We start from the raw sequence: 15508 nt of genomic DNA, 5'->3' as shown, positions 1-15508 counted from the left end.
TAGGATAAAAATTCAAAGGAGGAGACGTGAGAAACTTACACAAAGCCTTAGCAGGCTTACTCATGGGTGTTAGTATCTTTGCTTCACAAGCCTGTTGCGAAGAGCATAATATGCAGATGTCCGATAAAGCACGTGATGTTATCGCAAATCCTAAAGGCACACTGCAAAGTAGAGGTGTTGTCTCCTTGCAAGACTACGTCGTAGAAGAGCAAGAGATGTATAACTGGCTATTTAAAAACCACCCTATTTTTACAAAGTATGGTGGCAAAACCGTCGGCAAAATGGTCGTTCATGACCGTGGCTTAGAATGGCTTGCCGAGGGACATGGCTTTGATATGTCAAAGCTTAGTAAAAGAGATGGCGGTAAGGGCTATAGTTCTATGATGTATAGAATTCCAGCCACTTCATCACTTCAATTTCCTAATAAATTTGTAGGTCCAGAAAAGTGCGGTGAGTGTCACCCAGCTCAGTATGAGGTCTGGAGCAGATCTCGCCACGCAACTACTATGCGCTTCCCTGGCGAGCACCCAGAGGTTAATAACAACCTAACTGAGCCAGTATTTGACAAAGATACCGCTTCTATCCTTCCAAAAGGTATCACTCCAGATGTCATCTACGCAACCGTTGGTCACTTAAGAACTAAGATGGGATACGTTGATGCATGGCTACTTCGTGGTACTTACTACGTTGAGGGCGGTTTGCTAAGAGATGGCACAGGTCAGATCGTAGCTGGCGGTAACCAATGGCAAAGAACATGGGCGTTAAATTTAGACGACGCAACTGTTAAAAAGATAAAAGAGCTTGTCCCAGAATTTCCTGGCACGCTTGAAGAGTATGGCGATAATGGCGGATATGTCAGAGGTCTTGCCTCATACGCCGCAAAACATAAAAAGTCGATGTTTTTCCAAGCAAACTCATCATATTGTGAGGTTTGCCACCCAGTTAAATTTGACTTTAAGTCAAAAGCAGAATTTTACGCAGCACTTGGTAATGCCAAAGAGCTTCAAAAACACACTATCTCAAAAGGCGTAAGCTGTGAGGAGTGCCACGGAGCTGGCGGTCACCTTGATGGAGCTACAAATTTTAGAACATCAAACTGCGAACGCTGTCACCAAAGATTTAACTTTAGCCCAGATCTAATGCGAGCTAACCCACTCAATAACGGCAAGCTTGATCTCTCACTAAGCTCTAAATTTAAATCAATGGGACCAGGATGTGGTTCTGAGGGCTCACAATCATACTTTACCGCTCACTACGATAAAGGTATGAGATGCGTCACCTGCCACGATCCACACGACAACACAGGTAACGTTGTAGGCGATAAGAGCGTAACTGGTATGAATTACAACCCAGATCAAGGCTATCTAAGTGCGTTCTACACTAAACCAAAGATCAAAAAAGATTGTAAAGATTGTCACGAAACTCAAGCATATATCGCATCAAAGGCAGATACTCACAAAAACAACACTTGTGCATCTTGCCACATGCCATTTATGATGAGCTGCGAGAATTTCTACGCTGTTCAGTTCCAAGACAACGCTGGCTTTGATACTCAAAGACGCTCTCACATCTGGAAGATCATGGTCGATCCAAAAGAGAAATCTCTTGTCCCAGGCGACGCTGCTAAAGGTCCAAGAGATGCTAAAGATTGGCACTTTGAGAGAGATAAAAATGGCCACAACTATGTTGATTTGATGTGGGCATGCGCTAGAACATCTTGGGCTGATAAAGATATGAAAGATAATAAAGGCTGCCATAGCCCAGTGCTATCTGAGCTAAAACCAACACTTCACTTCAAAAACCAAAAACAAGTTTATGATGAGGTTATGGGATGGCAAACTCCAGTTAAAAATGAATTCTCAGAGGTCAAAATAGGCATTGAGGGAATTTACTCACTACTAGAGACTAAAAAGCTAGATCCAAGTGATAAAGCAAGAGTTTATGAGCTTGTTCAAAACGCTCAAGAGATCATCGATATGGTCGAAAAAGATGGTTCGTGGGGTATGCACGGATTTAAATTTACTAAACAAAGACTAGATGCATCTAAAGAGTATATAAAAGAAGCTCAGAGAATTCTAAACAAAAATTTATAGCATTTAGGGGCTAGTTTTAGCCCCTTTAATCTTAAGGGTTTGAAATGAAAAATGGGTTTTTAAAATGTTCGCTACTTCTTAGCCTAAGCGTGGCTAGCCTCTTAGCAAATGTCGATACAAACGACTCTTATGCCATAGGCGCAACAAGTGGCGGATATGTTTTAAAAGGACTGCTAGATCAAAAGCAACTAGGTGTTGGCTATGACGCTGATGCAGTGATAAAAGGCTTTAGCGATGCGCTAAAGAGCGAGCTAAAACTAAGTGATGATGAGATAGCAAAGCTACTAAACAAAAGGGCTGAAAGCTTAGATAAGATAGTAAAAGAAAAAGAGGCTGCCAAGCTAAAAGAGAATTTAGCCCAAGGCAAAGCCTATATGGAAAAAAATGCAAAAAACAAAAATGTAAAAACAACAAAATCAAATTTACAATATGAGATCATAAAAGGTGGCTCAAAAGGGGCTACTCCAAAACCTGAGAGCATCATCATAGTAAATTATAAAGCAAGCTTTGCAGGTGGCAAGGTCTTTGACGAGACAAAAGAGGCTCCAGCTCATCTTTCGATGCTAAATTTGATCCCTGGTCTTGAAGAGGGACTTATGCTTATGAAAGAGGGCGAGAAGTTTAAATTTGTCATCCCGCCTGAGCTTGCATACGGCGATAGCGGCATGGAGGGGATACCTGGAGGCGAGACTATCGTTTTTGAGATAGAGCTTATTAAGGTCTTAAAGCCTGGCGAACTAGCTGAGGCAGCAAGAAAAATTCATGAAAAAGAGCAAAATGAGGGTATTAAAAAGCCTCATTAAGGCATAAATGGAGTTAAAAATGCAAAATCAAAATAGCAGAAGAGCCTTTTTTAAACGCATGGCAGTTGTGGCTGCTGGTGCTAGCGTGGCAAGTAGTGGTTTTGCTTTTAAGAGTGAAGAGAGTGCGAAAAAACCACATTTTGGCATGATATTTGACCAAAACAAATGCGTTGGCTGCACGGACTGCGAAGTGGCATGTAGAAAAGTAAATTTAGTCCCAAAAGGGCAGATGAGACTTTTTGTAGAGGATAAGACTGATCCAAAGAATTTGCTCGATAAAAGATATGTAAGAGTATCTTGTCAGCAGTGTGAGGATGCGCCTTGTGTGGCTGTTTGCCCAACAAAAGCCTGTCACAAGGATATAAAAACTGGCATCCAAACTACAAACATAGATGACTGCATCGCCTGTAAATACTGCATCGTAGCCTGTCCTTACGACGTGAGATATATCGATAAGTTTAGTCACTCAGCCCAAAGCTGTAACTTCTGCATAGATACAAATTTAAAGGATAAAAAAGACCCAGCCTGCGTTGAGGCGTGCAGATATGAGGCTTTGGTATTTGGCGATTTAAACGATGAGAGCTCGCACATTAGCCAGCTTTTAGCTGTCAAAGATAGCATAAGGCTAAGAGCAGAACTTGGCACAAAACCAAGCCTTAGATATATTCCTAAAGTAAAAGCGGGGGTGTAAGATGGATGGTGCATTAAATTTCACTGCGACATTTTCGCACGCAGTTGAGTGGGGCTGGCCGATCGCTGTTTATCTTCTGCTAGCTGGTATGAGTGGCGGAGCATTGATCGCTGCCATAGTTCTAAAGCGCTACAAAAGGCAAGATGGCTTTAGTCCATTTTTCAAGGCTGCTTCGCTTTTGGCATTCGTTAGCATCATGCTTGGCATGGTTTGCTTGATAGCTGACCTTGAAAAGCCACTTTTGTTTTGGAAAATTTTAATTAATTACAACTTCACATCGGTTATGTCTATCGGTGTAGCCGCGCTTTGCGTGTTTATACCGCTTAGCTTTTTGATGTGTCTATACGCTTTTAATGCGGAGTTAAAGTCATTTTGTGGCTTTTTTGATGGCGTTATGAAAATTTTATCGCCACTTTATCCGCTCTTAAGCGCGCTTTGCCTGCTTTTTGCGGTTATCATTTGCGCATATACAGGCTTTTTGATCTCGGTGCTCATTAGATTTCCACTTTTAAACACCGCCGTTTTACCAGCGCTTTTCATAGCTTCAGGACTTAGTGCTGGCATAAGTGGTAGCAGCTTGATAGCGGCACTATTTTTCAAAGAAGATCCACACTCAAGCGACCTTAGCTCGCTTCATGGCGTGGAGTTTTACGTATTATGCGCTGAAATTTTACTCATTTTAATGCTTTTTGTATCGCTTTTGCTTGGCTCAAGCTATCAACAAGGCGCAGCAGTTGCATTTTATAGTGGCGTTTGGGCTAAATTCTTTTGGCTTGGGGTTGTTTTAGTTGGCTTTGTCTTGCCTCTTGTTTTAAATTTCGCACTTGGCAAGATGAAATTTAGCTTCTACCTTGGCTCATTTGCAGCAGTCGTTGGCGTTTTATTGCTTAGGGTTTTTATACTTTATGCAGGACAGACTTATAGCATTTAAGGCTTAAGGGCAAGTGATGAAAATTTTAAACATTTATCGCTTGTCTTTAATATTATTATTTATCCTTGCTTTTGGTGCAGGGGTGGCGACCTTTTTGGAAAATTTTTATGACACACAGACGGCTAGAGTGCTTGTTTATGAAGCGCTCTGGTACGAGTGCGTCATGGCAGTTTGTGTTATTTGTTTAGCCATTAGCATCGTAAAAACCAAGATGTATAAGAAATTTGGCGCATTTTTGATACATCTTGCTTTTATTCTGATCTTCATCGGTGCTGCGCTTACAAGATACTTTGGCGAAGAGGGCGTTATGCACTTAAGAGTGGGCGAGAGTGGCAACTCTATGCAAAGCACAAAGCCCTATTTAAGAGTGCAAATTTCAAATGAAAGTTTTGAATATCCACTAAAACTTAGCCTGCTTGGCAAAAACGACTTTGGCTTTAAAAAAAATATAAACGGCAAAGAATTTATTATAAAGATAGTTGGCTACAAAAAGGATGAGAAAAATGCTCCAGCCACGCTTAGCATAGAGGCTGGCTTTGCTGGACAAAAGAGTAAAACCGCCAAGCTAAAAGGTGGCGCTGGATACGATCTTGAGCCAAGCATTTTGAGCTTTGATGGGCAAGAGGCAAAATTTTACTTTAGCTCACGAGTGATAAATTTACCATTTTCACTAAGGCTTGATAAATTTATCCTAGAGCGCTACGCAGGGCTAAATAGCCCATCATCTTACACAAGCAGGGTAAATATCGCAGGTAGCGAGCATGAAATTTCACTAAATCACCCACTTAGCATCATGGGCTATAAAATTTTTCAGTCATCATACGATGCTGACGAGCTTGGAAGCGCCTTTGAGATCAGCTTTGATCCTGGCAAAGTGCCAACTTACATCGGATATTTTCTGCTTTGCCTTGGCTTTGTGGGAAATTTATTTAGCAAAAAGAGCCGATTTTTTAGACTTTGTAACTTCATAAAAGGCACACAGTTTGCATTTTTAACCCTGCTTTTACTAAATGCTACGCCAAATTTCGCAAGCGATGAAGCCATAAATTTTAAAGCTCACGCAGATAAATTTGCCAAAATTTTAGTTCAAACTGATAGCAGGATCGCCCCAGCTAGCTCTTACACAAGGGCAGTAATAAGCAAAATTTCAACCAAAACCACACTCTTTGGGCTTAGTAGCGATGAGCTGATGCTCTCTTTTGCCATCTCGCCACAAGAGTGGATGGATAAAAAGATAGTAAAGATCACGAGTGAGCGCGTGGGCGAGCTTCTTGGCGTTAGTGAGAAATTTGCTAGCTTTAATGACGTTTTTAACGAAAATGGCGAGTATAAGCTGGCTAAATTTGTAGAGGCTGCAAATGAAAAATCTGCCTCAAAAAGAGATAAATTTGATAGCGATGTCATTAAATTTGACGAGAGGCTAAATGTCTTATACCTTGCGCTAAAGGGCGAAATTTTAAAATTCATCCCTGCTAAAAATGGCAAAGCGATCACGTGGCTAGGTGTAAATGAAGCCTTTAGCAAAGATGAAATTTCAAATGAGTTTAAAAGCGTTTTAGGAGCTTATATAGAAAATTTAAGCCTTTGCGTAAAAAGTGGCGAGTGCGCGAGCGCCAATAAATGCTTGGAGCAAATTTCAAACTATCAAAGAAGCACTCTAGGCTCTCTTGCGCCAAGCGAGGCAAAGGTGGAGCTTGAAGTGCTTTATAACCAAATGGAGATATTTAAATTTCTTATCTATTTTTACATGATCCTAGCTCTTGCTTCGCTCGCTCTTGGCTTTTATAGGCTATTTTTTGGGAGGAAATTTAGATTTGAAAGAGCGCTTAGCCTTGCGTTTTTTACTGCATTTATAGTGCATGCTCTAAATTTAGCCCTACGCGCTTACATCTCAGGTCACGCGCCTTGGAGCGATGCTTATGAGAGTTTAGTTTATATCTCGCTTATAAGCGTGCTAGCTGGAGTGCTATTTTTCAAGCATCAAAGCTTCGCTCTTGGCGCTGCTTCGCTTTTTGCAAGTGTGAGCTTGCTCGTTGCTCATCTAAATTTTATAAACCCACAGATAACAAATTTAGTCCCAGTTTTAAAGTCATTTTGGCTTAGCGTGCACGTAAGCGTCATCACCGCAAGCTACGGCTTTTTGGGCTTTGGCTTTGTGCTGGGACTTGTGGGACTTATATTAATGGCTCTAAAAAATGACAAAAATGAGCAAAAGCTTAGCGAGCAGATAAGATACCTAGCCGCCACTGATGAGCTAAGCCTTATCATAGGACTTAGCTTGCTAACTATAGGGAATTTCTTAGGCGGTGTCTGGGCAAATGAGAGCTGGGGCAGATACTGGGGCTGGGACAGCAAAGAGAGCTGGTCATACATAACGATCATCGTCTATGCCATAGTGCTTCATTTAAGGTTTATACCAAAGCTAAGGGGCGTTTTTGCCTTTTTAACGGCTAGCGTGCTATCATTTGCCTCGGTGCTTTTTACATATTTTGGAGTAAATTTCTACCTTAGCGGACTTCACTCATACGCAAATGGCGAGAGTTTTGGCGTTTCTGGGCTGATATACTTGATCTTAGCAGCTCTTGCCTTGCTGATCGCCCTAGCCTACCGCGGCAGAGATATAAAAGTAGTTTAGGAGATATGATGAAGAGTTTGGTTTTACTGGCTGCTAGTTTATGCGTTTTAAATGCTGGCTACATCAAAGAGGCTTTAAACGCAAAAGATGATCATAACAAACTAGCGCAAATTTATGAAGATGCTTGCGACAAAGAGAAAAAGGCATCAGGCTGCTACAACCTAGCTGTGCTTTACAGCAGGGGTGACGGCAACGTCAAAAAGGACGAGGCAAAGGCGGCGATGCTCTATGAAAAGGCTTGCGATCAAAATTTCTCTATGGCTTGTGGCAACCTTGGCTACGTCTATGAAAAGGGCAAAGGCGTAGAAAAAGACCTAGCAAAAGCAGTTAAATTTTATGAAAAAGCATGCAGTGACAACGAGGGCTGCACGGAGCTTGGCTTGCTTTATGCAAATGGCACTGGCGTGAGAAAAGACCTAAAAAAGGCAAAAGAGCTTTACGAGAAGGCTTGCAAAGCAGGGGACGGCATGGGATGTAGCAACCTTGGCTACTTATATGCTCAGGGCGAGGGCACCGAGAAAGACTACGCAAAAGCTAAAGCATACTACGAAATGGCCTGCGCAAACGAAGCTGGCATAGGGTGTGACAATCTTGGATTTTTATATGTTTATGGGCAAGGGGTTGATCAAAATCTTACAAAAGCGACAAAACTTTACGAGCAAGCGTGCATATACGCCTATGAAAAGGGCTGTAACAACTACGCTATCATGCTAGCTGAGGGCAAAGGCGTGAAAGAAGACGTAGAAAAAGCACGTGAAATTTTCACTAAAAGCTGCAAAAATGGCTTAAAAGAGGCGTGCGAGAATTTAGAAATTTTAGGAAAGAATTGATGAGTTTTAAAAACTGGGGCAATAAAGAGGCAAGCCTAGAGGCGCTTTATCTACTTGATAGCGCCTTTTTAGAGCCAGATGAAGAGTATCTAAGGCTCATTTCTAAAAAAGAGGATGAAAATAGCCTAAGATACGTGGTAGATAACGGGCAGGGCGATCTACTCGATGTGATATTTACGCGTGAGGCGGTGCTTGTTAGAGGGTTTGACCATGAAAATGAGCTAAATGCGCTAAGCATGGCAGACAAAAGCGTAATAGAGCAAATTTATAGTGGCGAGGCTGCTAAATTTCGCTCTTACTTCTTGCCAGATGAGATAGAGCAAACGACCTTTTTTATCTGGTATGACGGGACGGAGCATCAAAATTTAGTCGGTGGCAATAACGGCGGACGCTGGCTACTTGGCTATGCCTTTGATGAGTTTGATAAATTTAGCGAGTTTGTAAAGGGCTATTACGAGATAGAATTTGATGATGAGATGTTAAAAAAGCTCTATGAAAAGGGCGAGTTAGAAAAAGAGAAACTAAAGGAGATAAGATGAAATTTATAGCTTTGTTGCTTAGTGCAGTTTTTGCCTTGTGGGCTGGAAATTTGACGAGTGAGGTAAACATAAACGCCTATAAAGGGGCAAAAGAGCGCATCGAGCTACCAAAGGATGCAAGATGTGCAGTGTGTGGCATGCCTATAAAAAACAAGCAGTGGGCGACGCTTATCAAGGCTGGTGGCAAGGATTATTACTTTGATGGTGTAAAAGATATGGCGCACTTTTACTTTGCAGATGAGGTGGCGAAAGAGGCTTATGTGAGTGATTATTACACGCTTGAAAAGCTTGATGCAAAAGAGGCGTTTTACGTTCATGGCTCAAACGTTTTTGGACCGATGGGTGAGGAGTTTATCCCGTTTAAAGACGAAGCAAAGGCAAATAGCTTTATGAAAGATCACGCTGGCAAAGGTGTCATAAAATTTGACGAGATAAAGACATTTATCGGTAAATAAAGTGAAATTTCTAGCATTTTTGGCGTTATTTTTTGGACTCTCATACACGCTTTTAGCGGCGCACTACCTTAGCTTTGATCACAAAGCAAAGCAAGATGAGCTAAGAGAAATTTCAAAGATAACAAGGGCAAATTTAGCTTCTAGCTTTAGCCTAAAAGAGCAAAAAGGCTTTGTCTATGATAAGTAGAAATTTCATAAACTACGCCGTGATATTGCTTTTTAAAGACAAAAAGGATCATCTCTTTAGCTTTTGCCTCTTTGCGCTCATTATCTTTGTGCTAAGCTCGGTGCTTTTCATCTCTAGCTCGATCCAGCATGATCTCATAAGCTTAGTAAAAGATAGATCAAGCATCGTTGTTAGCGCCTTTCGTGCTGGCAAAAACGACCTCATGCACCCTGGCTACATCTACGACATCTCAAAGATCGATGGCGTGGCTGACGTTAGGGGTGTGGTTGATGGGGAGTACTACTTCGTGCAAAAACGCGTCTGGTTTCATCTATATGAGGATGATAGCTTGAAAGAAGATGAGATGATCGTTGGAGAGGGCGTAAAAGCTGCTATGAACGAGCTTTACTACGATGAGAGCTTTAACTTCTTAACAGAAGAGCGCATGATACCAGTAAAGATAGTAAAAACCATGCCAAAACAAAGCGCTCTTATCTCAAATAACGCGATATTTTTGCATCCAAAAACGCTAAGGGCTATCTTAAATTTAAAAGATGAAGAATACACAAAGCTCTATGTCGATGTGCCAAATAGCGAAGAGATCAGCCAAGTGGCTTTAAAGATAGAGAATTTATATCCAAATTCATTTGCCATTAGCATAGAAGATGAGGTGGCAAACATTAGGCATCTTTACTACTATAAGGGCGGAATTTTTATGAGCATTTATGTTAGCGTTATGCTCATTTTTTTCGTGCTGCTTAAAAACCAAATTTCACTTGCTTATGGCAGTAAAAAGCGTGAGATAGCCATTTTGCGAAGTATTGGCTTTAGTATAAAAGAGATCATTTTTTTAAAATTTATACAAAATTTCATCGTTAGCGTTAGCGCCTTTTTGCTTGGTGTTATGTTAGCTTATATCTTTGTATTTATTTTTAATGCTCCATTTTTAAAGGGGATATTTTTAGGCGACGAGCTTTTAAATTTTACAAATTTCACGCCTATTTTGGAGTTTGATAAGCTCTTTTTGATCTTTGTCTTTGGCGTCATACCATTTTTGGCATTTGTCCTTATCCCGTCGTGGCGTGTGGCGTGTGGCGACATAAATGAGGGGCTAAAATGATAAATATAAGAGGCGTTAGCCTAGTCTATAACCAAGGCAAACAAAACGAGTTTTGCGCTCTAAAAAATATAAATTTAGACGTTAATAACGGCGAGTTAGTGATACTAAAAGGCGTTAGCGGAAGTGGTAAAAGCACCCTGCTCTCGCTCATCGCCCTACTTCAAAAGCCAACTAGCGGGGAGATTTTGATAGACGGCACCAACATCGCAAAGCTGCCTGACGTATTTTGCTCCGAGTTTAGGCACAAAAGGCTTGGGCTTGTTTTTCAAAATTTTAACCTCATAGAGGGCTTAAGCGTCTATGAAAATTTGTTAGCTCCGTTTGCTCTAACAAATTTCAAGGCAAATGTGCGCGAAGAGATGATAAAAAAGGCTCTTGAGCTCGCAAATATCTCACACAAAAGAGATGAAAATGTATCAAATTTAAGCGGTGGCGAACGCCAAAGATGTGCGGTGGCTAGGGCTTTGTCAATGGATGCGGATATCATTTTGGCTGATGAGCCAACGGCAAATTTAGATAGGCAAAATGCGTGTGCATTTTTAGGCCTACTTGAGTCATTTAAAGCGCTTAAAAAAAGCGTTATAGTTGCCACTCACGATAGCATTTTTGACGAGCTGGGCGCCACAGATAGGGTAGTTAGCTTGCAAAACGGAGAGATAGTATGAGCGTATTTTTATCAAACGCCGTTATCGCCTTTTTGTTAGCGGAGTTTGTGCTGTTAGTTTTGATGAGCATTTCGCTATTTTACGTCGTCAGGATCATGAAGTCGTGGGACTATAACGCGCTAACATCGCTTCAATACTCACTTGAAAAGCAAAACTACCTTGTAAATACGATCTTGCTCTTTAGCGTCTGCACAAAGATCGTTTTGTTTATATTTTTTGCACTTTGTCTAAACGAGCTCTCTGACATCGTGCCAGGGGCTATGTGCTCGGCTGGTGTGATCGGCTCAAATAAATTTGGCGGCATCTTGATGCTCACTAAAATTTTGCTGATATTTGGGCTTGGTATCTGGCTGGTTATAAACAAACTTGACTTGCAGGCTCTAAATTTCCCATATCTAAAGAAAAAATATGCCATTTTCATCTGCCTTTTTGTGATGATATTAGTCGAGCTTGGCATAGAAATTTCGTTTTTTTATAACATCCCGCTAAAAGTGCCAGTCTTTTGCTGCTCGGTCACTTTTCAAGCTCCAAAGTTGCCATTTGGCTATACAAATTTTGGCTTAGTAAGCGCCTTTTTCGTGCTATTTTTTGTCATTTTGGTGCTAAATTTCTTAAAGCAAAGCATGGCAAGTTTTGTGGCAAATTTGCTATTTTTAGTGCTTAGCTACTACGCTATCACCTACTTTTTTGGGCTTTACGTTTATGAGCAGCCAAATCACAAGTGCCCATACTGCATGCTAAGAAGCGACTATTTTTACGTTGGCTACCTTATCTGGGGCAGTTTGTTTTTGGGCATTTTTTACGGCCTTATGCCATATCTTGTGGAGATCATCACAAAGACAAACTACTCGCACAAGCTTAAATTTTCATCGATCTGGCTAAGTGTTTGCGTGCTGATCTGCTCGCTTTACGTGCTCAAATACTATTTGTTAAGAGGATTTTTACTTTGATAAAGCAAATTTTTTCTCTTTGTTTGTTAGCTCTAGTCTTAGCCGTGCTCGCCTATAATGCCGACATAAGCGATGATAAAATTTTAGTCCTAAATAACGGCAAATTTGAGCCCATAGAGCAGCTTACGCCAAATAAATTTATATGTTATGAGAGCAGGACGCTCATCGCTGATAACAACGATACAGCTCAGGCGATCATGCCAAATGGCGACATCTACTTTTTTAACGACATCACAAATTCTTTCATCTGGTATATGGCGCAAAAGAGCAAAGATAAGATCAAGCTATATGTCTATTCAAGAGATACAAACCGCTACATCCCAGCGCAAAATGCCTGGTACTCAAGGGTCGATATCACGCCGATGGGATACGGCATAGGGGCGTATGAGTTTCACACTTACGGCATAAACGACAACTACTTTAAAGAGGTCTTGCTCTATGCAGCACGCGGCGAAACGCTGCTAAATCCATATATAAACATCCTACTTTCAGAAAATAGGATATAAATTTATGAAGCTCTAAATTTGCTAGAACCCTGTTGGATTATTTTTAGTATTAAAGGCCTTTTTCGTTTAACTTTTTATAAACGTCACACCCTGGTTGAAGCCCTAATTCGCAAGCTTTATAAAAATATTCTTTTGCTATGTGGTAGTCTTGTTTTGCGCCTTTGCCTTTTAGATAAAAAGCTCCTAAATTAAAACAACCGCGATTGTATCCATTATTGCAAGCTTTTTTATATAATTCTAGGGATTTACTGTAGTCTTGCTCTACACCTTGACCGTTTTCATATAAAATTCCTAAATTAGAGCAACTATCATTAACTCCATCGTCACAAGCTTGTTTGTATAGATCAGCCGCTCTATAATAGTCTTGTTTCACACCTTGGCCATTATTGTATGAAATTCCTAAGTTGTAACAACTCATACTGTATCTGTCATTGCAAGCTTTTTGCCATAATTGAGCTGCCTTATAATAGTCTTGCTCTACACCCAGACCATTTACATATAAAACTCCCAAATTGTGGTAGGCTTGGGCGATATTGCCATCGCAAGCTTTTTCGTATAGTTTGATAGCTTTGGTATAGTCCTGCTCTACCCCTTGTCCTCTTTCATAAAAATTACCTAGATTATAGCAGCCATTAGCATATCCGCCATCACAAGCTTGTTTATATAGATTGGCCGCTTTATAGTAGTCCTGCTTTAGATATTTGCCTTCTTCGTATAAATTTCCTAAATTAAAACAACCTATAGCATTTTTACCGTCACAAGATTTATTGTATAGCTCTATGGCTTTGTTATAGTTTTGTTCTACACCTTGGTTTTTTATATATAAAACACCTAGATTAGAACAGCTTAGTGCATGTCCATTATTGCAAGCTTCTTCGTATAATCTAGCCGCCTTATTGTAGTCTTGCTCTACACCTTGACCATCCTCATATAAAAGCCCTAAATTATAACAACCAATACTATATTTGGCATCACAAACTTTTTGCCACAATTGAGCAGTTTTATAGTAGTCTTGTGTAGTGCCTTGACCGTTATAGTATAAAAATCCTAAGTTATAACAAGCTTGAATAATTTCACCATTACAAGCCTTTTCGTATAATTTAGCTGCTTTATTGTAGTCTTGTTTTACACCCTGGCCATTTATATACAAAAGTCCTAAATTATAGCAATTGCCATTATTTCCATCATTGCAAGTTTTAGTAAATATCTCGACTGCTTTGTTGTAGTCACCTTTGCTGTAAGCCTCAAGTCCAAGTTCTACTAGATCCTTGGAGAATCCAATAGTTAGTAAGATTGTGTATAAAAGAACAGCCTTTTTCATTTTTTCTCCATTTTTGTAAATTTGTAGTTATTGTGGTTTGGCTTGCCTCTTTGATGGAGAAACAAGCCTAAGTTAGTATCTAACGTTATTAACTTTTAAAAAGTCTCTTAGGTCTTCGTATTCGCTATTTTCAAAGTAGCGCCATTTGCCAGGCTTTAGCATATCAAGGCTAACGCGTCCAAAGCTAACACGTTTTAGGTCCATCACTTCAAGGTCGAAGTAGCCAAAGAAGCGGCGTAGCTCTCTGTTTTGACCCTCATTTATGATGACCTTTAGTTTTGTGTAGCCACCGCTTGAGCCAAAGACTTTATAGGCTAGAAATGGCTTAAATTCCATTGATTTTATAGTAGTTTTTGCGTGCGCGCCTTTGGTTGCGTTCTTGGCGAAAAAGCCATTTGTCATCGCCTCTATCACCTCTTTTGAAATTTCGCCCTTTACCTTTAGGTAGTATTCGCGCTCTAAGTCGCTATTCATGAGTGCTGTGGCGATCGCTGGAGCGTCAGTTAGCAAAAGTAGCCCCTCGCTTGCGTAGTCTAAGCGTCCCACGCTAACAAATTTTGCAAATTTCTTATCTAACGTGTCGTAGATCGTCTTTCGTCCGCGGTCATCTTTTTTGCTAACTAGCTCGCCCTTTTGTTTGTGATAAACGATAACAGTAAATTCTTTTTTTAGCTTTATCAAACGGCCATTTATACGCACTTTGTCATCTTCATCCACGCTTGTAGCAAGGTCGCTAACCACACGCCCTGCTATGCTAACCTTGCCAGCTTTTATCAGCTCATCTGCCTCACGGCGTGAGTAGTTTGTGTTATGTGAGATAAATTTATTTAGTCTTGTTTTTTCCATTTTATAGTCCTAAATTTGCAAGGTCGTGGATGTGTAAAACACCCACAGGCACGCCATTTTCTACGACAGCTAGAAGCTGAATTTTATACTTTTCTATTAAAGCTAACGCATCTACGGCTAACATCTCTTTGTCATTTATCTCTTTTGGATGCAAGGTTGCAAATTTCATCGCTGGCTCTTCTAAATCAAAGTCCTCTCTCATAAGCGCACGCCTAAGATCGCCGTCACTTAAAAGAGCGTCTAGCACGCCATCTTTATCGACGATGAGAACCGTGCCAAGCTTGCCATGTGTCATAGTATCGATCGCACTTTTTAGGCTTGCATTCCAGCGGACTATCGGTAAATTTTCGCTTCTCATCACGTCTTTGACCTTTAAAAATAACCTCTTGCCAAGGCTGCCACCTGGATGAAAATTTGCAAAGTCCTCTTTTTTAAAGCCGCGCTTTTGCATCAAGCAAACAGCTAACGCATCGCCAAGAGCTAACGTTAGCGTGGTTGATGCCGTTGGGGCGGCATTTAGTGGGCACGCCTCTTTCTCTACATTTATATCTATAAAAGCGTCGCTAAATTTACCAAGCGAGCTTGTCTTGCTTCTTGCCATGGCGACGATTTTTACGCCAAAGCGCTTTACATGAGGCAAAATTTTGATAAGCTCATCGCTCTCGCCACTAAAGCTAATGGCTAACAAAATGTCGTCTTTTTCTATCATGCCAAGGTCGCCGTGCATGGCCTCTGTCGGGTGTAAGAAAAAGCTTGGCGTGCCAGTGCTTGCAAGCGTAGCAGCGATCTTTGCGCCCACGTGACCGCTCTTGCCCACGCCTGTGACTATGACTTTGCCTTTTGCGTTATATATCAAATTTACAGCATCTTCTATCTCTACGCTTTTAGCGTGTCTTAAAAGCTCGTTTGCCTCTATCTCTAAGACTTCAGCGGCGATTTGGTTGGCTTTTTGCATAA

The 15508-nt window shown here is 40.8% G+C and carries 16 protein-coding genes; 13 read left to right on the top strand and 3 right to left on the bottom strand.

What is annotated here, in order from left to right:
* Nucleotides 1-26 precede the first annotated feature (26 nt).
* The 13 genes from B9N65_RS07000 to B9N65_RS06940 are packed head-to-tail and all read left to right on the top strand — an operon-like array spanning nt 27 to nt 12384.
* Nucleotides 27-2093, top strand: coding sequence for a cytochrome c (locus tag B9N65_RS07000; RefSeq protein ID WP_009295151.1), 2067 nt, complete (start codon nt 27-29; stop codon nt 2091-2093).
* Between the two features lie 44 nt (nt 2094-2137).
* Nucleotides 2138-2896 carry an FKBP-type peptidyl-prolyl cis-trans isomerase gene (locus tag B9N65_RS06995; RefSeq protein WP_087583351.1) on the top strand — a complete coding sequence of 253 codons (759 nt, stop codon included), beginning with the start codon at nt 2138-2140 and terminating at the stop codon, nt 2894-2896.
* A gap of 19 nt (nt 2897-2915) precedes the next feature.
* Nucleotides 2916-3587, top strand: a complete 672-nt coding sequence (locus B9N65_RS06990; protein ID WP_035143353.1) for a 4Fe-4S dicluster domain-containing protein — start codon at nt 2916-2918, stop codon at nt 3585-3587.
* A gap of 1 nt (nt 3588) precedes the next feature.
* Nucleotides 3589-4518, top strand: coding sequence for an NrfD/PsrC family molybdoenzyme membrane anchor subunit (nrfD, locus tag B9N65_RS06985; protein ID WP_087583350.1), 930 nt, complete (start codon nt 3589-3591; stop codon nt 4516-4518).
* A gap of 16 nt (nt 4519-4534) precedes the next feature.
* Complete coding sequence (ccsA, locus tag B9N65_RS06980; protein ID WP_087583349.1) at nt 4535-7153, top strand: cytochrome c biogenesis protein; 2619 nt, start codon at nt 4535-4537, stop codon at nt 7151-7153.
* A gap of 8 nt (nt 7154-7161) precedes the next feature.
* On the top strand, nt 7162-7983 hold the full coding sequence (locus tag B9N65_RS06975; RefSeq protein ID WP_087583348.1) for an SEL1-like repeat protein: 822 nt from the start codon (nt 7162-7164) through the stop codon (nt 7981-7983).
* The gene (locus B9N65_RS06970; protein WP_087583347.1) at nt 7983-8522 is read left to right on the top strand and encodes a hypothetical protein; all 540 of its coding nucleotides are present in this window, start codon (nt 7983-7985) and stop codon (nt 8520-8522) included. The genes B9N65_RS06975 and B9N65_RS06970 overlap by 1 nt, the downstream gene beginning before the upstream one ends.
* Nucleotides 8519-8977: a nitrous oxide reductase accessory protein NosL gene (locus B9N65_RS06965; protein ID WP_087583346.1), complete on the top strand. Its 459-nt coding sequence runs from the start codon at nt 8519-8521 to the stop codon at nt 8975-8977. Before B9N65_RS06970 ends, B9N65_RS06965 begins: the two co-directional genes overlap by 4 nt.
* Before the next feature lies 1 nt (nt 8978).
* Nucleotides 8979-9164, top strand: a complete 186-nt coding sequence (locus tag B9N65_RS06960) for a hypothetical protein (RefSeq protein WP_021084005.1) — start codon at nt 8979-8981, stop codon at nt 9162-9164.
* The gene (locus tag B9N65_RS06955; RefSeq protein WP_087583345.1) at nt 9154-10263 is read left to right on the top strand and encodes an ABC transporter permease; all 1110 of its coding nucleotides are present in this window, start codon (nt 9154-9156) and stop codon (nt 10261-10263) included. Before B9N65_RS06960 ends, B9N65_RS06955 begins: the two co-directional genes overlap by 11 nt.
* Entirely contained in the window at nt 10260-10928 is a 669-nt protein-coding gene (locus tag B9N65_RS06950) for an ABC transporter ATP-binding protein (protein ID WP_087583344.1), read from the top strand. The genes B9N65_RS06955 and B9N65_RS06950 overlap by 4 nt, the downstream gene beginning before the upstream one ends.
* Nucleotides 10925-11878 carry a hypothetical protein gene (locus B9N65_RS06945; RefSeq protein WP_087583343.1) on the top strand — a complete coding sequence of 318 codons (954 nt, stop codon included), beginning with the start codon at nt 10925-10927 and terminating at the stop codon, nt 11876-11878. Before B9N65_RS06950 ends, B9N65_RS06945 begins: the two co-directional genes overlap by 4 nt.
* Nucleotides 11875-12384 (top strand): hypothetical protein, encoded by a 510-nt coding sequence (locus tag B9N65_RS06940; RefSeq protein ID WP_087583342.1) that lies wholly within the window; start codon nt 11875-11877, stop codon nt 12382-12384. Before B9N65_RS06945 ends, B9N65_RS06940 begins: the two co-directional genes overlap by 4 nt.
* A 49-nt stretch (nt 12385-12433) precedes the next feature.
* On the opposite strand, the gene B9N65_RS11010 is transcribed toward B9N65_RS06940, so the two are convergent.
* The 3 genes from B9N65_RS11010 to B9N65_RS06925 form a co-directional block, all read right to left on the bottom strand.
* Nucleotides 12434-13705: a tetratricopeptide repeat protein gene (locus tag B9N65_RS11010; RefSeq protein ID WP_087583341.1), complete on the bottom strand. Its 1272-nt coding sequence runs from the start codon at nt 13703-13705 to the stop codon at nt 12434-12436.
* Between the two features lie 72 nt (nt 13706-13777).
* Nucleotides 13778-14551: a pseudouridine synthase gene (locus tag B9N65_RS06930; RefSeq protein WP_087583340.1), complete on the bottom strand. Its 774-nt coding sequence runs from the start codon at nt 14549-14551 to the stop codon at nt 13778-13780.
* Nucleotide 14552: 1 nt separating this feature from the next.
* Nucleotides 14553-15506 (bottom strand): KpsF/GutQ family sugar-phosphate isomerase, encoded by a 954-nt coding sequence (locus tag B9N65_RS06925; RefSeq protein ID WP_087583339.1) that lies wholly within the window; start codon nt 15504-15506, stop codon nt 14553-14555.
* Nucleotides 15507-15508 lie beyond the last annotated feature (2 nt).

It is taken from the genome of Campylobacter concisus (genome assembly GCF_002165815.1).
Lineage (GTDB): Bacteria > Campylobacterota > Campylobacteria > Campylobacterales > Campylobacteraceae > Campylobacter_A > Campylobacter_A concisus_BH.
This window is presented reverse-complemented; position numbering and strand designations above follow the sequence as displayed.